Source organism: Arthrobacter sp. WCS2018Hpa-7 (assembly GCF_031843805.1).
Taxonomy (GTDB): domain Bacteria; phylum Actinomycetota; class Actinomycetes; order Actinomycetales; family Micrococcaceae; genus Arthrobacter.
Map to the genome: position 1 here is coordinate 366201 of NZ_JAVTJB010000001.1, position 21264 is coordinate 387464.

Consider the following 21264-nt stretch of genomic DNA (forward strand, 5'->3'; position numbering starts at 1 on the left):
TTTACTGGGCGAAATTGACGCGGGCTTCGGTGATGGCGCTGGTCTCCAGCCCGTACTTCCCGAGGACCTTGGTGTAGGACTCACTCTTGATCACGGCATCCAGTGCGGCGGAGACGGATTTCACCAGGCCGGAATCCTTAGGCACACCCACCCCCACTGGGGCGAATTCGTACGTCCGGGCAATCTCGATCTGCGGGTTCTGGGTGGCTGCGAAGTTCAGGATGGGCGAGTCGGCCAGCACCGTGTCCAACCGGCCACTGGTCAAGGCTGAGATCGCCTGCCGGGTGTCCTGGAATTCGCTCTTCTGGATGGCGTCTTTGCCGGCTGCAGCGCACGCTTCGTCGTATGAAGGAACGTTCACGGTCAGCTGGTAGGAACCAGTCAGCAGCCCTACCTTCTTACCGCAGAGTGCGTTCTCGTCCTTGATGCCTGCCGGATTGCCCTTGGGGACGGCGATCGCGTTGCCGATCTGCATGTAGTCAACAAAGTCCAGGACTTCCATGCGCTTCTCCGTGGGGGTCATGGAAGACACTGTCATGTCGTAGCGGTTGGCCGCCAGGCCGGGAATGATGGAGTCGAAATTGGCCACCTGGATATCTACTTTGACACCCAATGCCTCGCCGATGAGACGGGCCACGTCCGGGTTGGTTCCGGTCATTTCCTGCGTACCTTCACGGTAGAACTGCGTGGGCTGCTCGTTGGTGGGGATGGCAACGCGCAGCACCTTGGACGCCTTGATGGACTCCGGCAGAAGCTCGACGGCGGCTTGGTTGACTTCCAGCGCAGGCACGCCCGTGCCACCTGCTGCGGAACCACCGGACGGGCCCGACGTCGATGCGTTGCCGGTGGGGCTGCACGCGGTCACCGCCAGCATGAGCGCTGCTGTCAGGACGACGGCAGGCAAGGCACGTCTGTTTCGCTGGGTGCTTAAGACATTGTTCATTAGGGAGTCCTCATTGGTGCAAGGCCCATGGGGGCGGCCTTGGGGATACGGGTGGGTTGGGTGCGGGCGAAGGCTTCGTTGCGGTGCCGGATCAAGTCCCGGCCTTCCGTCCGCAGTTCTTCGATGGTGGACACTCCGAGGAGCATCATGGTGCGGGTCATTTCGGATCGGAACATTTTCAGGACGTGCGCCACGCCGGCTTCGCCAGCCGCGGCCAAACCGTAAAGGTAGGGGCGCCCGATGGAGCAGGCGTCCGCGCCGAGCGCCAGTGCTTTGACAACGTCGGAACCGCGGCGGATGCCGCCGTCGACGATGATTTCCAACTGGCCGGCTGCCCTGTCCACAATGTCCGGAAGGACATCCAAGGGAGCGGCCATGTGGTCCAGTTGCCGTCCTCCGTGGTTGCTGACCTGGATGGCGTCGATGCCCAGCGCAACGGCCAGCGCGACGTCGTTGGGGTTGACGACGCCCTTGAGGATGATCGGTCCGTTCCAGCGGGCCCGCAGATCCTGTATGTCGTCCCAATCCGTGGGCTCATAGGACCCGGCCAGCAGCGTCCGCCACATGTCCGGGGAACTGGCCAGCGGGCCGTCCGGAACGTCCGCATCCAGGTTGGGGAAAGCGATGGCGTCGTTGGCCAGGAATCCCAGTGCCCACGCGGGGTGCAACATGCCCTCCACCACCGTCTTCGGTTTGATGGACGGGGGTGCGGTGAACCCGTTGCGGTAGTCGCGCTCGCGGTGGCCGATGGCCCGGCAATCAACGTTGACCAGCAGTGCTTCGTAACCGGCGTTGGACACCCGGTCCAGGACGGCTTGCAGGAGGCCCTTGTCCGGAGTGGGTTCCAGGTTGAACCACCGGCGGAGCCCAGGCGCGGCAGCGCTGACGTCTTCCATGGTGGTGGTGCTGAGGTGGGCCAGTCCGTAGGGAATTCCCTCAGCGAGCGCCGCCCGGGCCACCGCGGACTCTCCCTCCGGGTGGAACAGCCGGGTACCGCCTGTGGGCGAGAGGGTCACCGGCATGGAAGCCGGTCCGCCCAGGAGGGTTGAAGTGAGGTCGAAGTTCTCCACCGATCCCCATTTGGGGAGGAAGGACCAGTCGTGGAACGACGACTGGTTGCGGCGCAGTGAGACCTCGTCGTCGCCTCCACCTTCGATGTATTCGAAGATGCTCTTGGGCAGGCGCTTGGCTGCCAGCTTGCGCATGTCTTCCACGCTGTAGCACTTCCGGGACAGTCGCTCTGCGACGGAACGGGCTGGTCGCTGCACCGAGGCGAGCGCCTTGATGTCCTTGAGTTTCATGGAATTGGTCCTCTGGGTTCCTGCTGGGTTACCCGCCCAGCTCCTTTCCCAATAGTGACGCAGATCTCTCCCGTGCTATATGTGAATTCCTCTATAAGATGCTGATGGGCCTTGTGATAACGTCCACATATGGACACGGGTCAGCAATCAGGAATCCAGCAATCCGTGGTTCGATTGTCCGATTGCATCCAGTTGATGCAAGCGGAACTGGTACATGCCAACCCCACGCCGGAGAACCTGGGACACCCCGTCTCGGACGTGTTGATGTACGACCCCCTGGACCACTGGTCCAGCGTGGATGACCGCATCATCCTGGCCGTCGGATGCACCTACGGCTCACCGGATTTTGATCAGCTCCTCCACAGGGCAGCAAACAGCAACGCCGCCGCGGTGATCGTCAAAGCACATGGCGCCAAGATGGAGCAGCTGCGCGGGGCTGCCCTTGGGTACAGCCTGTCCGTGCTGGTGGCACCTGATGACGCGGATTGGACGCGGCTGGTGGCACTGGCCAGGGCCTCTGTCATGGGTGCAGCAGCCGACACGGTGGCCGGGGTCCGCCTGGGAGATCTTTACGCTTTCGCCAACGCCGCGGCCTCCATCACCAACGGCGCCGCGAGCATCGTGGATCCGCTTGGCAGGATCCTCGGCTATTCCACCTTGCCTGGCCAGCCCATCGATGAGCTCCGGCGCATCACCACGCTCACCCTGGAGGAAACCATACCGCCGGCTTTCGACCAGGATTTCAAGATCGTCTACGCCGCCCCGGGAGCGGTTCTGGTGCCAGCGCCCGACGACGGCATGGCCCGCCTTGCGCTGGCCGTCCGGGCTGGGGGTGAGCTGCTCGGTTCCATCTGGATCATCGATCCCGGCCAGGAAAACCGGGCTGCGGCACTGAATGCACTGGACAGGATGGCGCCGTTGGCCGGTTTGCACATGCTGCATGCCCGATCCGCCTCGGACTTCGGGGAGCGCCGCAATGCGGACCTCATCCGGACGCTCATGGACGACGCTCCGCATGCCCCGTTCGCCGCCGCCCAACTGGGCCTGGATGCCGCCAACGGTTTGGCCGTGGCCGCTTTCTCGATCGTCCGCCCTGAGACCGGAAGCCTGGAATCCGTGCGCGACATCCACCGGCTGCTGCAGTTGGTGACCACCGTCAGCAACGTGCAGTTCGGCACCGGGCACAGCGCCCTGCTCGGCTCGGTGGTCTACGCACTCCTGCCCTGCAAGGGGACTTCGCCCCGGGCCGTGCATGGGCGGATCATCCAGGAAATTGAGGCGTACTCCCACACCATCAGCCCGTTCCCGGTCATCGCCACAGTGGGGGGCATAGCCCAAGGAATCGAGGACCTACCCCGGTCCCGGTCCGAGGCCGTCCAGACGATGAACCACCTGCTGAACCTGCAGGCGCGCGGCGGAAAGGCGGCCGGCACCGGGAAGGTACCGGGAGTGGCCCTTTATGAGGACTTCCAGATCCCGTTGAACCTGATGAAGATCGGGGCATTCATTGAGGAGAACGGGCTGGGCGGCACAGACGAAATCGCCAGTATCCAGGCCCGGGACGCCGAGCAGAAAACGGATTACCTGGACACCCTCCGCGCCTACCTGGCGAGCAACGGAAACATCTCGGCCATGGCCGCCCAACTCCATGTCCACAACAACACCGTCCGCTACCGCGTGACCCGCCTGGCCGAGGACTTCAACCTGGACCTGGCGGATCCGCAAAAACGGCTGTGGTTGTGGCTGCGCCTGACCACCATGGACCTTGCGTCCAAGTAGCTCACGGCTCCAGTAGCCACGCGCAGCCTGAAGACTACCGGAGGATCGGAAGTCCCGCCGTCGGGAAGACGCTGGGGAAGATCGACGGCGGTGGCACCGGTACCGTTTCCAGCGAAACCAGGACGGTATCCGCACCGACCATGACAACGTTTTCCCGCACGTTCACGTGCAGCGGCTCGTCGCTGTAGTCCGGCCCGGAGATGAGTGTCAGCGCGATGGAACCCTGTGCCAGGTCAACGGCCAGCAGGCGTCCCTGGACCTTGAGCCGGAAGGACAGGCCTTCCCACTCCACAGGCAGGCGCGGGTCGAAGCGCAGCAGCTCGCCCTGGTCCCGCATGCCGGCGAAACCACTGACCAAGGAGCTCCAGATCCCTCCGGTGGAGGCGATGTGGACACCGTCGATCGTGTTGCCGTGCGAGTTGTCGAGGTCGATGAACAGCGCCTCGGTGAAGTGCTGGAGCGCGACGTCGCCGTACCCCACCTCGGCGGCCATGATGCCCTGCACGCAGGCGGACAAGGTGGAGTCGCCCGTGGTAATGGGATCGTAGAAGTCGAAAGCGCGTTGCTTTTCCTCGGCCGAGAAGTCCTGCCATTGAAGGAACATCGCCAGCACGGTATCGGCCTGCTTGAGGACCTGGTGCCGGTAGATCACCAACGGGTGGAAGTTCAGCAGCAGCGGGTACTTGGACTTTGGTGTGTTCCAGTCCCACGGCTCCAGTGTCATGAAGTCGTTGTCCTGACTGTGGAGCTGCAGGTGCGGATCGTACGGGAGGAACATCCGCTCTGCTGCCTGGCGCCACACCAAACGCTCGGTGTCAGCGATGCCCTTGTGCTCCAACGCCGCGGCTGCGCGAAGGTTAAAGCGCGCCATCACGTTGGTGTACAGGTTGTCATTGACCACGGCCGTGTACTCATCCGGGCCGGTGACGCCGTGGATGTGGAACATGCCGTCCTTGCCGAAGAAGCCCAGCGAGGCCCACATGCGTGCTGTCTCGATCAGCAGGTCGGCACCCAGCTCCCCGCGGAAGGTGGTATCTGCGCTGGCCCATTCATAGCGGTTGGCCGCGAAGGCGATGGCCGCGGCAATGTGGAACTGGGCCGTGCCGGCGGCGTAGTAGGCGCTGGCTTCAAGGCCGTTGATGGTCCGCCATGGGAACAGTGCACCGTCCACGCTGAGCTCCTTGGCCCGCACCCGGGCGTCGGGCAGCATGGCGTGCCGCGATTCCAGGACCTTCCGGGCACCACAAGGATTGGTGTATGTCAGGTACGGCAGGAGGTAGATTTCCTGGTCCCAGAAGTAGTGGCCTTCGTAGCCGGAACCGCTCACGCCCTTCGCGGGGATTCCCGCCACACCGGCACGGGCAGTGGCCTGCGCCAGCTGGAACAGTCCCCACCGAACTGCCTGCTGCATCTCCGGCTGGCCACCGATCAGGATGTCGGCCGTGGTCCAGTATTCGTCATAGTGCGCTTTGCTCTGGGCCAGGATATCGGCGAACGGCACGAGGTTTGCTTCGGCATCCAAGGCGAGGCTTTCGCCACGGTCTTCGGCATCCGTGGCGCCTGCCACCAGGTAACTGACCGTTTTCTCCAAACGGAACGTGTCGCCGTCGTGGATTGCCAGAACGTAGCGGACGGATGAGTCGTCCTCGCCCACCAACGTCTCGAATGGCTGGCCTTCGGCGGAGATCCAGTGATCCACGGCCATGGCCACGCGCTGGCGCGATTCGGCGGTTTCCCACGCAAGGCGCAGCGAACCGTCGGAACCCTGCAGGTGCAGCGGCAGCAGGACCCGGCCGGCGTGCCGGCCCGAACGGCGCGGATCGTGGGCCGACTGGTCCTCCACAGGCTGGTCCTGCCGGTTAACGACGCCGGAGATGATGTCCGCGGACACGTCCCGGTCAGCTGTCAGGGACAGCTCCAGGCCGAGGCATCCGCGCGAATCGAATCCCACCGCCCGGCGCTCCACCGTGGTGACGGTCGCGCCCGAACGGCACGCCCAGGTGATGCTCTCTTCGTACACGCCTGTGGAAAAATCCACGCTGCGGCGGTAATCCGTCACGGTGGACTCAGCCAGGCTCAGGGCCTCGCCATCGATGGACACCGTGAAGTTGTTGGCATCCGGAACGTAAACGATCCGTTGGCCGGTCCGGGCGAAACCGTAGGCATTCTCGGCGTGCTTGATGTCCCAGATCTCGTGGAAACCGTTGATGAACGTGCCGGGAAGTTCGCCGTCGCCCGCTGTTGAGTGCGAGCCACGGATACCAAGGTGGCCGTTGCCAAGCGCGAACAGCGTTTCCAGCGTTCCCTCGTCACCGGGGACGTGGATATTCTCCACGAGCTTCCAGGGCTCGCAGGGGAAACGCAGCCGATCGGAGCTGATGAGTGCCATGGGCGGTTGAAGTCCTTCTAAAAAGTAGGGTCAGAGAAGATCATTGAGGTCGTCGACCACCAGCGTGGCGCCGGCGTCCAGAAGCGTCTGGCGACCCGCGCCGCGGTCCACGCCGATCACGGCGTAAAAGTTGGCGCCTGCGCCGGCCTGCACACCGGACACCGCATCCTCCACCACAATGCATTCCTCCACAGGCACGCCCAGCAGGCCCGCACCGTAGACATAGGTGGCAGGGTCCGGCTTGCCGGGAAGCCCGACGGCGGCAGCCACCTGACCGTCCACCACCACCTCGAAGTGGTGGTCCAGCCCGGCGGCCTTCAGGACGGCGGGGGCGTTCCGGGAGGAAGAGACCACCGCCACCTTCAGGCCCAACTCCACCGCTGCATTGATGAATTTGACCGAGCCTTCGTACGGTTCAACACCGCGGGAATTCACGATCTCGTTGAAGATGGCATTCTTGCGGTTGCCCAGGCCCTGCACAGTCTGGTTGTCCGGATCGTCATGGACCGGGCCTTCGGGCAACGTAATGCCGCGCGATGCCAGGAAGTCCCGGACCCCATCGAACCGCGGCTTGCCGTCAATGTGGTCGAAATAATCGCTCGCCTGATACCCCTGCGGGTGTCCCGTCCGGGCCAGGTAACCGTCGAACAGTTCCTGCCACGCATGCTCGTGCACCACGGCAGTGGGCGTCAGCACGCCGTCGAGGTCGAACAACAGCGCCGAAGCGCCCGTCCAGGCATTACGAAGATCAGTCATGTGCAGTATTCCGTTCAGCGCTTGTGGCGCGTGGTTTTGCGTTCGATGAGCTTGGTATCGAGCAGGTGGTTGGAGGGTTGATGGGGGTTTTCAGTATTCAGGAGTCGTTCGCACAGCAGGTTTGCGGCGAAGGCGCCTTGGTCTGCCACGGGCTGCGCCACGGTGCTCAAGCCAAGGAACCCGCTCATGGGGTGGTTGTCGATTCCGATCACTGACACGTTCTTGGGCACGGACAAACCATGGTCGCGGAGCGCCGTCAACGCACCGAACGCTGCTTCATCACAATGGGCAAACACCGCCGTGGGCCTGGCGCCACGGGCGATGAGTTCGGTCATTGCCCGCCTGCCGTCGTCGATGCTTGGCCCGGCACCCACCACAAGGTCCGGGTGGACGGTGAGGTGGTGTTCATCCAGCGCACGCCTGAAGCCGCGGAACCGTGGAGTCTCAGTAACAACGGGATGTTCATTGCTCGAGAGAACGGCCAAGTCCCAATGGCCCAGCCCCAGCAGGTGTTGGGTTGCCTGCCAGGCCGCGTGTTCGTCATCGATACCTACATTGTCCCACGGAACATTTACCATACCCACGCTGGCTGTTGCCAGCCCGGAGGCTTCCAGCGCCTCTACTTCTCCGGGCGCCAAGTCAATGTTGAGCAAGAGCAGCCCGTCCACTCTCTGCGCCAGGTTTGCCAGGTCGGCGAAGAACTCCCTCCGCACGCTGGCTTTGTTGCGCAGGCTGATGAGGACGGTGTGGTAGCCGCTGTCGCCGAAGACCTCTTCTGCCGCTTCCACGGCCTGGGCGAAGAACCACGCCGTGGCAGTCGGGGCCACTATGGCCACCTGGCCGGTGCTCCCGCCCGCCAGCCTGGACGCTGCGGCCGATGCCTTGTAGCCGAGCTTGGCGGCGGCGCCGGCTACTTGCTGTTGCGCCCTTTCAGAAACATTGGGGAGGTTCCTGAGTGCCCGGGATACCGTGCAAATGGACAACCCGGAGAGGACTGCTACGTCCTGGATTGTCGCCCTGTGAGTCCTAACCATGCAACACGGCCTCAACCCTTTCCCTGCTCGCCTGACGCCTTCACGTGAGACCCGCACCGGGTCACCAGCCAAAAGTGTAAGCGCTTACAATTTTGTCATTCAATAGAGTGCAGTCGAATGCGAAATTGTGACGCGAATCTCACCATGGGATTGATTACGGAGCCCGAATGCCTTCTAATCCGGGGCTCCACCCCAGAGCGTAGAACTTCAGGAACGCGCTGACATCCACCAGCTCAGGCGGCTCGATCCTGTGGCCCATGCCAGGATAGGTCCGTGAAGTCAGGGCGACGTTGGCCTCCAGCCACTCCGCAGTGTGGGCAATGGCGTCCTCGTTGATCACGGGATCGGCCTTGTCCCGGCCCCAGAAGAACGGCGGCGGGGTGTCGAAGGACTCGCTCAGGGCAAGGAGGTCGTTGTCCAGCACAAATCCGGACAGGCCCACCGTGGCCTTGAAGGCGTGGGGCCGCAAGCGCAGCAGCGTGCTGGCCATGGCCATGCCCTGCGAATAGCCCAGCAGGCTGACGCTGCTGTGGTTGTCCTTGACGGAGTTGATCCAGTTGAACACCGAGTTGGTGGACGCTATGACGTCAGCGAAGTCGTTGGTCAGGAAATAGTCCAGCAGGAACCAACCGTAATGGTCGCCGATCACCTTGGGGCCGCGAAGCGCAGCGCACGTGAACTCGCCGGGTAAATGCGGAAAGAGGTCCACCATACGCTGTTCGCTGGTCCCGTACCCGTGCATCATCACCAGCAATGGAGTGCCCTTGCGCTGGTTTTCGGGTTTTGACCACACCACTGAATCCATGGGCATGAGCCTAGTAGACTGGCGCCATGACTCCGCAGGAACTGGCCAACCTGGCCCATCTGCGGCGCGCCCGCGACTTCATTGACCGCGAGTATGCGCGTCCGTTGGACGTGCCCACCATGGCCGCCGGCGCCCTCATGTCGCCCGCGCATTTCTCCCGCCAGTTCAAAGCCGCCTACGGAGAATCGCCCTACAACTACCTCATGACCCGGCGGATCGAACGGGCCATGGCCCTGCTTCGGGCGGGGACCAGCGTCACGGACGCCTGCATGGAAGTGGGCTGTACTTCCTTGGGATCCTTCAGCACGCGCTTCACGGAAATCGTGGGCATCAACCCCAGCGAGTACCGCTCCCGCGAACACCACGCGGTCAAGGCCATGCCCAACTGCATCGCGAAACAGCACACCCGCCCTGAAAGAACCGGCAAAGGCAGGACTCCCGCTCCTGAAATACTGAGCAGGATTGAAGAAGCGCCCACGTCACAGCTGCAATAGCGTGTGATTCATGAACATTTCCTTGAAGTACGCACATGTCACTGTCAACGATGTGGATGAGTCGCTCGCCTTCTACCGCGACGCATTGGGTTTCGACGTCCGGAACGACGTCGGCTCGGACGGCCAGCGTTGGGTCACCATCGGCAGCGATGCCCAGCCGGACCTTGAACTGGTTCTTTCCCCGCCGCACGCCGGCCGCTCACAAGCCGATGGCGATGCCATCCAGGAACTGCTGACCAAAGGCGTCATGCCCATGCTGGTGTTCACCACGGATGATCTGGACGGCACCTTCGAGAAGCTCCGCGCGTCCGGCGCCGAGGTTCTCCAGGAGCCGATCGACCAACCATGGGGTCCGCGCGACTGCGCCTTCCGCGATCCCTCCGGCAACATGATCCGCATCAATCAGGGCTGAACAACCAGGGCTGGCGGCGGTGGCTGCCGCTGGCGGCCGCTTTTCCACTGGCGGCGGCTTTCCCGCTGACGACCGCTTTCCCGGCCAAAACCCAGCGGGCCGTTGGTCACAGACTCAGCAGTCCGGCGTCGGACCTTTCGCCATCCTGATGCGTCGAGGCGATGGCGGCGGACACGACGTCGGACAACCTGCGCCGCTGGCTGTAGGCCTGGCGTTGCAGCCGTTCGCCGGTGCCCCGGCGAAGGATGTTGGCCACGCCCGCCCGGGCGAGCGCGAGGTCGCCGGCCCCCGTCAAGGCCACACGAACGTGCCGGAGCAGGGCGCCCACAACGTCCGCAGCGGGGTAGGGCCGCTGTTCCATCGGGTGCAACAACTGCTGGTTGATGCCAAAGCGGCTGGCCTTCCAGTTCGCCATGCGGATGACCGGCGTCAACGTGCTTGACGCCGGTTTTCCCTGCCGCCATTCAGCCGCTGATGTCTCCACCAGGGCACGGGCAATGACGGCGATGGTGAGGGCGTCTTCGGCGTAGAGGCAAACGTCGGCGATCCGCAGCTCAACGGTGGGGTGCCCCCTGGAGAGACGGGCATCGAAGTAGATCATGCCCTCATCCAACGGAACACCTGTCCCCAGCAGCTCGGACAGTATCGCTTGGTAGCCCTCCGCTGAACCGAAGACGTCCATGGGGCCGGCCGTGGGCCACCTGTTCCAGATCTGCGTGCGGTAGCTGGCGAAGCCGGTGTCGGCTCCCATCCAGAAAGGAGAATTGGCGCTCAGGGCCAGGAGGACCGGCAGCCAGTGCCTCATCCGGTCAAGGACTGCGACCCCTTCTTCCGGTGATTCGATGGACACATGGACGTGGAAACCACAGGTGAGCTGCTCACGCGAAATCAAGCCAAATTCCGTCCCCATCGCCGCGTACCGCTGGTTGCCCATGGTGGGCGTGGCGTGGAAAACAGGTGGGGTGGCCAACGCCGCGACACGCGCGCCCACGGCCCGGGCGGCTTTGTCGGACAATGCCCGCCCGGCGCGGATCTCGGCTTTGAGTTCGGCCGCTGTCCGGCAAGGACGCGAGTTGACTTCCACCTGCTCCTGCTTGAACTCCGACTTCAACGTCGCGTTCTCTGCAGTTGTTTCTGCGGTAGTTACTCCGGTTGCATCCCCGTAGAGGGGAGCCGCCACGTCCAGGATGTCTGCGGCCAGCGCCAAGGGAGTGCCGTCCGCGGGATCCGCGATCAACAGTTCCTCTTCAACACCAAACGTGCGCATAGCCACCCTCCCGCTGTTGATTATTCAGAGACGGCGGTCATCCAACGTGGCGTGGAACCTCCATTTGGAAACCGCAACGGCAGTGCAGCACCTGCGTCTGCAAGTAGACCTCCAGGAGGCTGGGGCTGTCCGGATCGTCTGTGGTCCGGGGCGCCGCAATCACCCGCTCGGTGGGACGTCCCAAGGTCATGGGATCGCCGCAATGGGTGCAGCTGAACCAGAGTCCCGCTGCGGACGTGGAAAGAAATTCCCGTTGGATCTCAGGCACCAAGGCCTCCAAGCGGACAGGGTGGGCATAGAACGTGTCGCACTCGCTGCAGGTGTAGCTGACTTCTACTACCTCGGACTGGTTGGGTTGGGCTTCAACCACCGTTTCAACAAAAATGTACGAATCAGTGCCGCACACTGTGCACCACGGCCGCGCTCCGGTCTCATCGGTTGCGGGATCCGTCCCTCTGGCAGGCTTCGGGACGGGCAGGGATCCAAGCGTCATTGCCATTCTCCTTTTACTTCTCCAAGGAGCCCGCATGCGTGCACGGAGAGCCGGCCGATAGCGGCCACGGCTAAAAGTGCAGTTCTTGGACCATCCGAGATGGCACCAGGTGACATGAGGCTCCAAGGGCTATCTGCTTAACCCACCTAAAATGTAGTTCACCAGTGGCGCGGGTCACAAGTCACGGATTGGCCACGGACTGCTACCGGAAACTGCGAGCCAACGATCGCTGAAGGGCCTTCAGGCCTCGAAATGGGCCACGGGCGCTTGCTTGGCCACACTGGTGACCAGGGACTCCGCGACGTCCCGGAGCTTCTGGTTCCGGGTGCTTGACGCCTTCTTGAGGATCTGGAACGCCTCTTCCTGGGTGCAGCGGTTCTGCCCCATGATGATGCCGCAGGCCAAGTCGATGACAGTCCGGGACTGCATGGCGTCCTGGAGATCGTCAGCGTGCTGCTGCTTCACTCCGATGCGCACCGCCAACCGGAGCGAGCGTTCGGCCTGGCTTGCGTACAGCTCGCAGTTTCGGATGGTGGCTTCGTCGTAGACGCCGGCCTGGGGTGCGAAGAAGTTCAGTGCAGCAGTGGCGCCTTCGTCCAACTCCAAGGGGACGCAGAGTGCCGACAGATGACCTCGCTCGGCGATGACGGCGCAGTATTCCGGCCACCGCTCTTCGGAGGAGGTGTCCGGAACGTGCACGGTGGCACGGCTTCGCATCGCTTCCAGGCACGGCCCGTCCCCGTACGCCTGCTGAATTTCGTCGATCAACCTGGCTTCGGGGGTGCTTCCGGCCACCGTTGCCGTGCGTCGCCGACGGCTGAGGGTGATGCCGCAATGCACAGCCGTGCCAACAGCCTGGGACACAGCCGCTGCCGAAAAAACGGCTAGTTCTGCCAGGAATCCGCCTACGTCCTCGCTGTCGATGACGAGGTCTTGGAGCCGCTCAGGTACCGAATCGTCGTCAGGCGCTGAGGCGGCATCAGGCAGCACCAAGTCAACGTTCATTTCGCTCATGCCTTAGTTTACGGTCGTCCGGGTTCAGCTTGTCACCTCTCTGGGGATGCCCACAAAATCCTTGCATCTGCGGTGCACCTATGTGCACAATCTAGCTAAAGTCCCCATCACAGGACCCAGGCTTTTAGCTCAAGCAGACGGGCGTGCCGCATTTTTTTCGATGCCGAGGTACAGACCCATGCCGGCCCAGCCAGCGTCCAGAGTTCCGGATGAAGCACACCAACCGCCCGATGAGCCTTTGTGGTGCCACCACTGCGACTCGGACAAGAACCTGCTGGTGAATTCCATCCAATCGCACTATCCACCCGCGCCCAACATGGTTGAAGTCACCTACGAGTGCCACGCCTGCAGGTACTCCTACCAACAGGTTGCATCCGTCCAGAGGGTGGCGCTGGTACTGAATCGCCCAGGCGTGACCCAGGGGGTGCTTCAGTTCGGCGGCCAGTACCTGCACTGTGGCGAGCCCATGAAAACCAAGAGCTGCGAGCTGCGCCGGATCCAGGCCCCCTTGGTCCTAAGGCCCGGCAGTCAGTTGAGGATGTACGAGGTTCTCATCAACACCCGCATCCTTGGATGCCATTGCGGCTTCCGCATGGAGATCCCCGAATGAGGATCAGTGTCCGCAACACCAATTCTGGAGCTACCGGGAGGGATAGCATGCACACAGAATCACAGAGGAAAGAACCTTCGGCAACCGGCTCGCAGCTCAAGCCGGCCTCCAGGCGGAAACTTCCTGACCCGCCGGATCCGGATAATCTGCCGATCGACTACCGGAGTTACGGATGGGACGCCAATTGGTATCCCTCGTCCGTCCCGGAGAACCCCGGACCGCACCATTCGCCACGTGGAAGGGGTGCTCGACCGTGAGCGGGTTCCCGCCGGACCCTTCGCACCCCGACCCCACCCGCGGTCCAAGCCCGGATCCGACCCGCGAACCCGGTCCTACACCCGAGCCCGTTCCCTTACCGGAGCCGGGACCACCTCCGGTTCCTGACCCCACGCCGGGACCCGCGGTGCCGTCCCCGCCTGGACAAGGGGAACCGCCTGTTCCCCTGACGTGACGGCGAATTCAGCACATCCGAACACCGGGACATAGCTCCCGGCCATCTCCACAGACGGGATCCTGGCAAATCCCCCAGTCAGGATCCGCACCAGGGCATGTCGCGCTACAGGGAGCGCGGCATGCCCCTTGGTGTGCCCGGGAGCGGGGTTCGCCGTTGATCTTTGTTTATGTTGGTTTCTATTGACTTACCAACTTAAACAAAGATAGAGTCAAACAATTCCACATCGTTGTGACAGCAGTCACGCAAGTGGCCGTCCTGAAAACCTGGTTGACCGCAATGGAGGGCAAGTGTTCGCCGAAGAACGCCAGCAACTGATCTCCGCACTCGTCGCAGAGCGCGGACGGGTGAGCGTCACTGACCTTGCCGACCGTTTCAGCATCACCACTGAGACAATCCGCCGCGACCTCGCGGCGCTCGAAGTCTCCGGAAACCTCCGCCGCGTCCATGGCGGTGCAGTACCTTCGGACCGCCTGAGCACCCGCGAGGAAAGCATCCTCGAGCGCGCAGTGCAACGCCAGATTGAGAAACTTCGCATCGCCAACGCAGCCCTCGCGCTCATCCCGGAACTGACGACGGGCAGTATCCTGCTGGACGCAGGATCCACCACGGAAATTCTGGCGGACTTGCTGGCACAACGGACACCCGCAGCCAACGGAAACGACGAACTCGTGGTGATTACCCACGCCATTCCCATCGCAGGCAAGCTTTCCTCCACGCCGGGCATCGCACTGCAGATCCTTGGCGGCCGGGTCCGCGGACTGACGCAGGCCGCCGTCGGGCAGTCCACCGTGGAAGCCGCCTGCAAACTTCGCCCGGACATCGCCTTTGTGGGTGCCAACGGCATCCACGCAACCTTCGGCCTCAGCACCCCGGATCCTGAGGAAGCAGCGGTCAAAGCTGCGTTCGTCACCTCAGCCCGCCGCGTTGTGGCCCTGGCCGACTCTTCCAAGCTGGACTCCGAAACGCTGGTCCAGTTCGCCACATTGAAGGATGTTGACACCTTGATTACAGACAGCGAACCGTCCGCGGAACTCGCCGCGGCCTTGGCCGACGCCGGCGTTGACGTGGTGATCGCATGATCGTCACCCTGACTGCCAACCCCAGCCTGGACCGCACGGTGGAACTCCCCGGCGCCCTGGCCCGCGGTGAGGTGCAGCGCGCTGTGGCGGTCCATCAGGAATCCGGCGGAAAGGGCGTCAACGTTTCACGCGCGCTCGTTGCCTCCGGCCTCGACACCCTCGCAGTGCTTCCGGGCGCGGATTCGGATCCTGTCCTTTCCGGACTGCACGACGGCGGCGTTCCGTTCGCGGCGCTGCCCATCGGCCAGGCGTTGCGCAGCAATGTCACGCTTACCGAGCCGGACGGCGTCACCACCAAGATCAACGAACCCGGCCCGGAGCTGAGCGATGAGCAGCAGGAAGCCCTGATCGGGCTGCTGCTGGAACGCTCCCGTGGCGCCAGCTGGGTGGTACTCGCAGGCTCGCTCCCACCAGGAGTTCCTGCGAATTTCTACGCCACAATTGCTCGCCGACTCCGGTCGAATGCGGATGGAACGGCCGCCCCCAGCATCGCCATTGATTCCTCCGGAGCGCCGCTTGCGGCGTCTTTGGTGGGCGAGGCCTCCGGGAAGCCGAACCTCCTGAAGCCGAACGCGGAAGAGCTCGCAGAGCTTGCCGCTGCCGCCGGTTTCACCAACGTCTCCACAGCTGACGAGCTGGAAGCAGACCCGGCCAAAGCCGCTGAAGCCGCGGCCGCCGTCGTCGCCAGCGGTGTAGGCGCCGTTCTCGCAACACTCGGGTCCAAAGGAGCAATCCTGGTGACGGCGGACGGAGCGTGGCTGGCCACGCATCCGCCCATCAAAGCCGTCAGCACGGTAGGCGCCGGGGACTCTGCACTGGCCGGCTACTTGCTGGCTGCAACCCAAGGCGGCTCCGCGCAGGACTGCCTTCGTCAGGCCGTGGCACATGGTGCCGCTGCTGCCTCCCTGCCAGGCTCCACTGTCCCGGCAGTCCACCAGACAACCCCCAATGCCGTAACCATCACGGCCCTCCAGAAGGACTCACAGTGACCCAGCTGATCACAACCCAATTGGTCACCCTCGACCAAAACCTGGGCGACTCCCCTGCCGACGTCATCCGCGTGTTGGCCGGCAAAGTTGCCGCCACCGGCCGTGCTTCCGAGGTTGAAGGGCTCTTTACCGACGCCTTCGCCCGCGAGCAGAAGACCGCAACCGGCGTCCCCGGCGGCATCGCCATCCCGCACTGCCGCTCTGCTGCGGTCCAGGAGCCTGCCTTGGCCATGGCCCGCCTGTCCCACAAGGTGGACTTCGGCGCCAAGGACGGTCCCGCTGACCTGATCTTCTTCATCGCCGCCCCGGATGGCGCGGACCAGGAACACTTGAAGCTGCTGTCCAAGCTGGCCCGGTCCCTCATCAAAAAGGACTTCACGGCAGCACTGCGTGCGGCTGCCACCGAGCAGGACATTGTGGACCTCGTGGACGGCGCCCTGGCCGACAAGCCGGCTGCTGCACCTGCAGAGGCTGCGCCTGCCGCTGCGGGCACTGTTGCTGCCGGCGAAGCGGCCGGTTCGTCTGCCGCACCAAAGCGCATCGTCGCCGTGACCGCCTGCCCCACAGGTATTGCACACACGTACATGGCTGCTGACTCGCTCGTTGCTGCTGCCAAGGAAATGGGCGTGGACCTGCAGGTCGAGACCCAGGGTTCCTCAGGCGCCAAGCCGCTGGACCCGGCCGTGATTGCTGCAGCCGACGCGGTGATCTTTGCCGTCGACGTTGATGTTCGCGGCAAGGAGCGCTTCGCCGGCAAGCCGGTCATCAACGCTCCCGTCAAGCGCGGCATCGACGAGCCCACCAAGATGGTCGAGGAAGCACTTGCAGCCGCTGACGACCCCCGCGCACGCCGCGTTCCCCATGCCGGCGCCGAAGAGCAGGCCGAGCGTGCTGAGGAGGAGAAGGGCGAGCACATTGGCCAGAAGCTGAAGCGTGCCCTCCTCACCGGCGTCAGCTACATGATTCCGTTCGTTGCCGGTGGTGGCCTGCTGATCGCGCTGGGCTTCCTGCTGGGCGGCTACGACATCACTGAAGTAGCGGACAAGGTGGTGCTGGAGAACAACTTCGGCAACCTGCCTGAAGGGGGGCTCTCCATCTACCTTGGTGCGGTCCTGTTCAAGATCGGCAACCTGTCCATGAGCTTCCTGGTCCCGGCATTGGCTGGCTACATCGCCTACGCCATCGCCGACCGGCCGGGTATTGCCCCCGGCTTCGTTGCCGGAGCCGTGGCCAGCTTCATGGACGCAGGGTTCCTCGGCGGCATCATCGGCGGTCTGCTGGCCGGTTACATCGCCTACCTGATCGGCACCTGGCAGGTACCGCGCTGGCTCCGTGGCTTGATGCCCGTGGTGATCATCCCCCTCCTCGGTTCCATCTTTGCTTCAGGTTTGATGTTCCTTGTCCTCGGCGGACCCATCGCCGGCCTTACCTTGGCTCTCAACAACTGGCTCACGGGCATGAGTGGCGCTTCAGCAGTGGTTCTGGGCATCATCCTTGGCCTCATGATGTGCTTCGACCTCGGCGGTCCGGTCAACAAGGTTGCCTACGCCTTCGCAGTTGCCGGCTTGACCGCGGGCAGTGCCGACAACCAAGCGCCGTGGCTGATCATGGGCACAGTGATGGCAGCAGGAATGGTTCCGCCGCTGGCCATGGCCCTTGCCACGGTCCTGAACAAGAAGCTCTTTACCCTCAACGAACGTGAAAACGGCAAGGCCGCCTGGCTGCTGGGTGCCTCCTTCATCTCCGAAGGCGCCATCCCCTTCGCCGCAACCGACCCGCTGCGCGTCATCCCGGCCAGCATGGTGGGCGGCGCACTGACCGGTGCGCTCTGCATGGCCACCGGAGTAACTTCCCAGGCCCCCCACGGCGGTTTCTTCGTCTTCTTCGCCATCGGCAACCTGCCAATGTTCATCATCGCAATCGTGGCCGGAATGGTGGTCAGCGCTCTGGCCGTCATCGCCCTCAAGCGCTTTGCCGTCAAGAAACCGGTGGAAGCGGAAGCCGCCCCCGCCACCGTCAGCGTCTAAACATCAACACGGTCTAGACTTCCCACAAAGCCACCTCCCATAACCGCCACCCTTCATCAAAAGGAGCACCAATGCCAGAACGTACAGCCACCATCGCAAGCCGCGTCGGCCTCCACGCACGCCCGGCAGCCATCTTCGCTGAGGCAGCCGGAGACCTGGACCTCGACGTCACCATCGCCCGCCAAGGTGAACCCGCCGACGACGCCATGGACGCCGCAAGCATCCTGTCCCTCATGAGCCTGGGAGCCTCCCACGGTGATGTCGTAGTGCTGCGCGCCGAGGGCGAAGGCGCGGACGCCGCGCTGGACAGCCTGGTGAAAATCCTCGAAACGGACCACGACGCCGAGTAGGGAGCCCCAAACCCCTCAGCGCTGCGCAAAGAGCCTGGCGACTCCCGGATTCGGGGGTCGCCAGGCTCTTTTGTGGCCGGTGCGCCTAGGAGCCTTCGCCGTTCAGGAAGCCCGCCACGGAAGCCTCCGTGGGCTTCACGTCTTTCAGTTCTTCCGAGAGGTAAGCCTCAATGATGCGGGGGTCCACGTAGGAGGAGCGGGCCACGGACGGGGTGTTGCCCAGCAGCTCCGAAGCTTCCTTGATGGCCCGCACAATCGCTTGCCGGGGAGTTCCCTTGTGACCGGATTTGATCAGGCAAAGAGCCGCAGCCGCGGTGCCCTTCCACGTGCGGAAATCCTTGGAGGAGTATGCGTCGCCTGCGACGCCGCGCAGGTATTCGTTGATCATGGACGCGTCCACGGAGACCCACGTTCGCTCCGAGAGGTAGGCAAGCAGGCGTTCCTTGCCCGGGCGCTCGGCCAGTGGTTCCAAAAAGGCGGCCAGGGCGGGGTCGTGGATGGATTTGTCCCACAGTTGGCCGCTTTTGCCGGGGAACTTCAGGAAGACGTCCGGCCCTTCCACCCGTGCATGACGGCATCGAAGCGTAGTGAGCCCATAAGAACCGTTTTGCTTCATATAGACCTCGGAGCCAACCCGAAGCGCGCCAAGGTCCATCAGCCGTACTGCAGCGGCGAGGGTCTGCTGCCGGGGATCTTCCGTGTTCTGCAGGTGGACGGTGACGTTGCGCCGGATCGCCGGCAGGACCAGTCCCAGCTTGGCTGCCCGGATGAACTTCTCGGTGTCCTTCCGCTCCCGCCACGTGGGGTGGTAGATGTACTGGCTGCGCCCTGCATCGTCGACGCCCGTGGCGAGGATGTGTCCATTATCGAAAGGACTGATCCACACATCGGTCCACGCAGGCGGGATCGCCAGCGCATTTATGCGCTGGCGATCCTCTTTGCTGACCAGGCTCCCGTCCGGGTGCCGGTAGCTGAACCCTTTTCCTACCTTGCGGCGGATGATGCCGGGCTTGGACAGGTCGGTGCGCTTGAGCCTGGGCACGGTTCTTCGGCCCTTTTCGCGATCGGCCCGGTCCGCTGCCGGCTACGCCTCGTCCGGGTCCGTCACGGCAGCGCCGGCATTCATGATCTCGGCGTTGATCATCCACACCAGCTGCTCAAGGCGGGAGATGAACGCGTGCAGCAGGTCCGCCGTCGTGGGGTCTTCCTCGTCCACTTCGTCATGAACATCACGCATGGTCTGGACTGCGCGTTCCACGCGGTCGGTGACCAGCTTGACGGCGTTCTTGGTATTGACCAGGCCTGCCGGGAATTCCTCCAGGCGGGTGCCCTTGGCGATGGTCGCACTGCGGCCGTCGGGAAGTGCGTGGAGGGCCCTCATGCGCTCGGCGGTATCGTCAGCGAACTCGCGCGTGGCCACTACCAGCTCGTCCAGCTGGAGGTGAAGGTCGCGGAAGTTCGGCCCCACAATGTTCCAGTGCGCCTGCTTTCCTTGAAGCTGTAGCTCAATAAGGTCTGTCAGGACGATCTGAAGGTTGTCTGCAAGCTGCTGTGACGCTTTCATGTGTTCCTCTCATAGACGTTCATGTGAGCCTAAACCGTGCCGCAAAACTTCTGCAGCAACTGCCCAATCATCAGGTGACGACTTCAATAAGCCTTTCATAAGGAAGCTTAGTAGTACAATGAGGAGTGTTAGTGTTCACGACTGGCGAACTCCACTCCGGAGGACCGCCGGCAGGCAATAACGACAAAGGCACTTTGAGGCGGCGGAACGCCTCCAAGTACCGGTATAACTCAATCGAAGTAATCGGAATGCATAGTTGGGATCCGTCGACATTAGTCAAAGATTCCCCCAGAAAGGAATGTGCTGACCATGAATACGCTTCTGATCATTGCTGGTGTAGTAGCAATTGTTCTTCTCCTTGTGGGCGGCTTCTCGCAAGCCCTTAACTGGTTGCTGTGGGTAGGCGTCATCCTCCTCGTCATCGCAGCCATTGGCTGGTTGCTGAGCTTCATGTCGGGTCGCAGGGGACACACGGTATAGACCCGGCCAGGGCCGATCGCCGGGGGCATTTGCCTCCGGCGATCCTGCTCTCCATGCCGAGCCAGTCCCAGCGCCGAGCCCGCCTCCTCGCTGACGTGACCCCGCCCTGCACTACTCCCGGCCCGGCGCATCCCCGGTGGCCGAGGGCGGCGGGGCCGCATCAGGGTCCTTTGGGGTAGGAAACTCGTCGCCGGGAACTTCAGGCGCACCCTGCGCGGGCCGTTCCGGCGTCTCGCGTTCATCCCCTTGACCGGGCATTTCCTGTTCGGGGGTAGGCGTTCCATAACCCCCGGGTTCGCTCTCCGGGTCCACCCGGTGTTCGTCCTGGCTCATAGCGTCCTCCTTGGAAATCCGATGAGGCCCCGATGCAAAGACCGAGGAGTGCTGACAGTTCGACGGTAGTCCCGTGCATGGTCGCAGTCCACCAAAACCACCATGGAGGTGCACAGATGGTAGAGCCGGAGCAGGCTCCCAGGATCGGCAGGAACGAGTCCACCGAGGAACGCATGGACCGCAACTGGATGGAACTCATCCAGGAATTACGGGTTCTCCAAACAGGGGTACAGATCCTTGGCGGCTTCCTGCTCACGCTCCCCTTTCAGGAACGGTTCGAACTCCTGGACGACTGGCAACGGAATCTCTACCTGTTCAATGTGATGGTGGCAGCGCTGACCACCGTCCTCATTGTGCTTCCCGTCAGTGTTCATCGCCGACTGTTCCGCAGGGGCCTCAAAGCCACACTCGTGTCCAGCGCCGACGTCGTCACCAAGTGGGCGTTGGCTGGCGTGGCCTTGTTGATCGTTGGCTCCGCCACTTTGGTCTTCGACTTCACTGCTGGACGGACCGCCGGGCTTGTGGCTGCCGGATTCATCATCCTGGTGCTGCTGCTCCTTGTAGTGGGCACCCCGCTATGGCTGCATCGCCGCGCCGTCCGGAACGGCAATGGCAACGGCGGCGACGCACGAGAGGTGTGAACGGAAATGCTGCGATCTGCTCAAGATCCTCAAACACCCGACAAGGAGAA

General features: G+C 63.3%; 22 protein-coding genes. 10 read left to right on the forward strand and 12 right to left on the reverse strand.

Annotation, left to right across the window (positions count from 1 at the left end):
* Position 1: 1 nt before the first annotated feature.
* Complete coding sequence (locus RQH14_RS01770) at positions 2-943, reverse strand: ABC transporter substrate-binding protein (protein ID WP_311211620.1); 942 nt, start codon at positions 941-943, stop codon at positions 2-4.
* Positions 943-2244, reverse strand: a complete 1302-nt coding sequence (locus tag RQH14_RS01775; protein WP_311211621.1) for an alpha-hydroxy acid oxidase — start codon at positions 2242-2244, stop codon at positions 943-945. Before RQH14_RS01775 ends, RQH14_RS01770 begins: the two co-directional genes overlap by 1 nt.
* Before the next feature lie 129 nt (positions 2245-2373).
* On the opposite strand from RQH14_RS01775, the gene RQH14_RS01780 reads away from it, so the two are divergent.
* Entirely contained in the window at positions 2374-4023 is a 1650-nt protein-coding gene (locus RQH14_RS01780) for a helix-turn-helix domain-containing protein (protein WP_311211622.1), read from the forward strand.
* Positions 4024-4057: 34 nt separating this feature from the next.
* Here the strand turns inward: RQH14_RS01780 and RQH14_RS01785 are convergent, their stop codons facing one another.
* From RQH14_RS01785 to RQH14_RS01800, 4 genes are all read right to left on the reverse strand, one after another.
* The gene (locus tag RQH14_RS01785) at positions 4058-6412 is read right to left on the reverse strand and encodes a glycosyl hydrolase family 65 protein (RefSeq protein ID WP_311211623.1); all 2355 of its coding nucleotides are present in this window, start codon (positions 6410-6412) and stop codon (positions 4058-4060) included.
* 30 nt (positions 6413-6442) lie between these two features.
* Complete coding sequence (locus RQH14_RS01790; protein WP_311211624.1) at positions 6443-7168, reverse strand: HAD-IA family hydrolase; 726 nt, start codon at positions 7166-7168, stop codon at positions 6443-6445.
* A 14-nt stretch (positions 7169-7182) separates the two neighbouring features.
* Complete coding sequence (locus tag RQH14_RS01795) at positions 7183-8202, reverse strand: LacI family DNA-binding transcriptional regulator (RefSeq protein WP_311211625.1); 1020 nt, start codon at positions 8200-8202, stop codon at positions 7183-7185.
* 154 nt (positions 8203-8356) lie between these two features.
* Positions 8357-9007 (reverse strand): phospholipase, encoded by a 651-nt coding sequence (locus tag RQH14_RS01800; RefSeq protein WP_311211626.1) that lies wholly within the window; start codon positions 9005-9007, stop codon positions 8357-8359.
* 26 nt (positions 9008-9033) lie between these two features.
* Between RQH14_RS01800 and RQH14_RS01805 the strand changes: the two genes are divergently transcribed.
* Together RQH14_RS01805 and RQH14_RS01810 are read left to right on the forward strand one after the other, a co-directional pair.
* Positions 9034-9501: a helix-turn-helix transcriptional regulator gene (locus RQH14_RS01805; RefSeq protein ID WP_311211627.1), complete on the forward strand. Its 468-nt coding sequence runs from the start codon at positions 9034-9036 to the stop codon at positions 9499-9501.
* A gap of 10 nt (positions 9502-9511) precedes the next feature.
* Positions 9512-9913 carry a VOC family protein gene (locus RQH14_RS01810; RefSeq protein WP_207595927.1) on the forward strand — a complete coding sequence of 134 codons (402 nt, stop codon included), beginning with the start codon at positions 9512-9514 and terminating at the stop codon, positions 9911-9913.
* 106 nt (positions 9914-10019) lie between these two features.
* Here the strand turns inward: RQH14_RS01810 and RQH14_RS01815 are convergent, their stop codons facing one another.
* The 3 genes from RQH14_RS01815 to RQH14_RS01825 all read right to left on the reverse strand — a co-directional run bounded on the left by RQH14_RS01815 (position 10020) and on the right by RQH14_RS01825 (position 12687).
* The gene (locus RQH14_RS01815) at positions 10020-11180 is read right to left on the reverse strand and encodes a glutamate--cysteine ligase (protein ID WP_311211628.1); all 1161 of its coding nucleotides are present in this window, start codon (positions 11178-11180) and stop codon (positions 10020-10022) included.
* Between the two features lie 37 nt (positions 11181-11217).
* Entirely contained in the window at positions 11218-11673 is a 456-nt protein-coding gene (locus RQH14_RS01820; protein ID WP_311211629.1) for a hypothetical protein, read from the reverse strand.
* Positions 11674-11913: 240 nt separating this feature from the next.
* Entirely contained in the window at positions 11914-12687 is a 774-nt protein-coding gene (locus RQH14_RS01825; protein WP_311211630.1) for a GAF and ANTAR domain-containing protein, read from the reverse strand.
* A gap of 178 nt (positions 12688-12865) precedes the next feature.
* On the opposite strand from RQH14_RS01825, the gene RQH14_RS01830 reads away from it, so the two are divergent.
* The 5 genes from RQH14_RS01830 (at position 12866) to RQH14_RS01850 (ending at position 18196) form a co-directional block, all read left to right on the forward strand.
* Complete coding sequence (locus RQH14_RS01830) at positions 12866-13297, forward strand: hypothetical protein (protein ID WP_311211631.1); 432 nt, start codon at positions 12866-12868, stop codon at positions 13295-13297.
* A gap of 741 nt (positions 13298-14038) precedes the next feature.
* Complete coding sequence (locus tag RQH14_RS01835; protein ID WP_311211632.1) at positions 14039-14830, forward strand: DeoR/GlpR family DNA-binding transcription regulator; 792 nt, start codon at positions 14039-14041, stop codon at positions 14828-14830.
* On the forward strand, positions 14827-15819 hold the full coding sequence (locus tag RQH14_RS01840; RefSeq protein ID WP_311211633.1) for a hexose kinase: 993 nt from the start codon (positions 14827-14829) through the stop codon (positions 15817-15819). Before RQH14_RS01835 ends, RQH14_RS01840 begins: the two co-directional genes overlap by 4 nt.
* A complete protein-coding gene (locus RQH14_RS01845; RefSeq protein ID WP_311211634.1) occupies positions 15816-17846 on the forward strand; it encodes a fructose-specific PTS transporter subunit EIIC in 2031 nt (676 codons plus the stop codon). Before RQH14_RS01840 ends, RQH14_RS01845 begins: the two co-directional genes overlap by 4 nt.
* A gap of 71 nt (positions 17847-17917) precedes the next feature.
* Positions 17918-18196 carry an HPr family phosphocarrier protein gene (locus RQH14_RS01850; protein ID WP_017197107.1) on the forward strand — a complete coding sequence of 93 codons (279 nt, stop codon included), beginning with the start codon at positions 17918-17920 and terminating at the stop codon, positions 18194-18196.
* An 85-nt stretch (positions 18197-18281) separates the two neighbouring features.
* Here the strand turns inward: RQH14_RS01850 and RQH14_RS01855 are convergent, their stop codons facing one another.
* Both RQH14_RS01855 and RQH14_RS01860 read right to left on the reverse strand, forming a co-directional pair.
* Positions 18282-19238 (reverse strand): DNA topoisomerase IB, encoded by a 957-nt coding sequence (locus RQH14_RS01855; protein ID WP_311211636.1) that lies wholly within the window; start codon positions 19236-19238, stop codon positions 18282-18284.
* 42 nt (positions 19239-19280) lie between these two features.
* Complete coding sequence (locus tag RQH14_RS01860; RefSeq protein ID WP_024819119.1) at positions 19281-19760, reverse strand: Dps family protein; 480 nt, start codon at positions 19758-19760, stop codon at positions 19281-19283.
* Positions 19761-20069: 309 nt separating this feature from the next.
* On the opposite strand from RQH14_RS01860, the gene RQH14_RS01865 reads away from it, so the two are divergent.
* A complete protein-coding gene (locus RQH14_RS01865; RefSeq protein WP_143711595.1) occupies positions 20070-20240 on the forward strand; it encodes a DUF4175 domain-containing protein in 171 nt (56 codons plus the stop codon).
* A 111-nt stretch (positions 20241-20351) separates the two neighbouring features.
* Here the strand turns inward: RQH14_RS01865 and RQH14_RS01870 are convergent, their stop codons facing one another.
* Positions 20352-20573 (reverse strand): hypothetical protein, encoded by a 222-nt coding sequence (locus RQH14_RS01870; protein ID WP_311211637.1) that lies wholly within the window; start codon positions 20571-20573, stop codon positions 20352-20354.
* A gap of 116 nt (positions 20574-20689) precedes the next feature.
* On the opposite strand from RQH14_RS01870, the gene RQH14_RS01875 reads away from it, so the two are divergent.
* A complete protein-coding gene (locus RQH14_RS01875; protein WP_311211638.1) occupies positions 20690-21214 on the forward strand; it encodes a DUF6328 family protein in 525 nt (174 codons plus the stop codon).
* Positions 21215-21264: the final 50 nt, after the last annotated feature.

Excerpts from the sequence above, each read along its gene's own strand:
- RQH14_RS01770 (WP_311211620.1), bottom strand. The coding sequence starts at position 943 with ATGAACAATGTCTTAAGCACCCAGCGAAACAGACGTGCCTTGCCTGCC.
- RQH14_RS01775 (WP_311211621.1), bottom strand. The coding sequence starts at position 2,244 with ATGAAACTCAAGGACATCAAGGCGCTCGCCTCGGTGCAGCGACCAGCC.
- RQH14_RS01780 (WP_311211622.1), top strand. The coding sequence starts at position 2,374 with ATGGACACGGGTCAGCAATCAGGAATCCAGCAATCCGTGGTTCGATTG.
- RQH14_RS01785 (WP_311211623.1), bottom strand. The coding sequence starts at position 6,412 with ATGGCACTCATCAGCTCCGATCGGCTGCGTTTCCCCTGCGAGCCCTGG.
- RQH14_RS01790 (WP_311211624.1), bottom strand. The coding sequence starts at position 7,168 with ATGACTGATCTTCGTAATGCCTGGACGGGCGCTTCGGCGCTGTTGTTC.
- RQH14_RS01795 (WP_311211625.1), bottom strand. The coding sequence starts at position 8,202 with ATGGTTAGGACTCACAGGGCGACAATCCAGGACGTAGCAGTCCTCTCC.
- RQH14_RS01800 (WP_311211626.1), bottom strand. The coding sequence starts at position 9,007 with ATGGATTCAGTGGTGTGGTCAAAACCCGAAAACCAGCGCAAGGGCACT.
- RQH14_RS01805 (WP_311211627.1), top strand. The coding sequence starts at position 9,034 with ATGACTCCGCAGGAACTGGCCAACCTGGCCCATCTGCGGCGCGCCCGC.
- RQH14_RS01810 (WP_207595927.1), top strand. The coding sequence starts at position 9,512 with ATGAACATTTCCTTGAAGTACGCACATGTCACTGTCAACGATGTGGAT.
- RQH14_RS01815 (WP_311211628.1), bottom strand. The coding sequence starts at position 11,180 with ATGCGCACGTTTGGTGTTGAAGAGGAACTGTTGATCGCGGATCCCGCG.
- RQH14_RS01820 (WP_311211629.1), bottom strand. The coding sequence starts at position 11,673 with ATGACGCTTGGATCCCTGCCCGTCCCGAAGCCTGCCAGAGGGACGGAT.
- RQH14_RS01825 (WP_311211630.1), bottom strand. The coding sequence starts at position 12,687 with ATGAGCGAAATGAACGTTGACTTGGTGCTGCCTGATGCCGCCTCAGCG.
- RQH14_RS01830 (WP_311211631.1), top strand. The coding sequence starts at position 12,866 with ATGCCGGCCCAGCCAGCGTCCAGAGTTCCGGATGAAGCACACCAACCG.
- RQH14_RS01840 (WP_311211633.1), top strand. The coding sequence starts at position 14,827 with ATGATCGTCACCCTGACTGCCAACCCCAGCCTGGACCGCACGGTGGAA.
- RQH14_RS01850 (WP_017197107.1), top strand. The coding sequence starts at position 17,918 with ATGCCAGAACGTACAGCCACCATCGCAAGCCGCGTCGGCCTCCACGCA.
- RQH14_RS01860 (WP_024819119.1), bottom strand. The coding sequence starts at position 19,760 with ATGAAAGCGTCACAGCAGCTTGCAGACAACCTTCAGATCGTCCTGACA.
- RQH14_RS01865 (WP_143711595.1), top strand. The coding sequence starts at position 20,070 with ATGAATACGCTTCTGATCATTGCTGGTGTAGTAGCAATTGTTCTTCTC.
- RQH14_RS01870 (WP_311211637.1), bottom strand. The coding sequence starts at position 20,573 with ATGAGCCAGGACGAACACCGGGTGGACCCGGAGAGCGAACCCGGGGGT.
- RQH14_RS01875 (WP_311211638.1), top strand. The coding sequence starts at position 20,690 with ATGGTAGAGCCGGAGCAGGCTCCCAGGATCGGCAGGAACGAGTCCACC.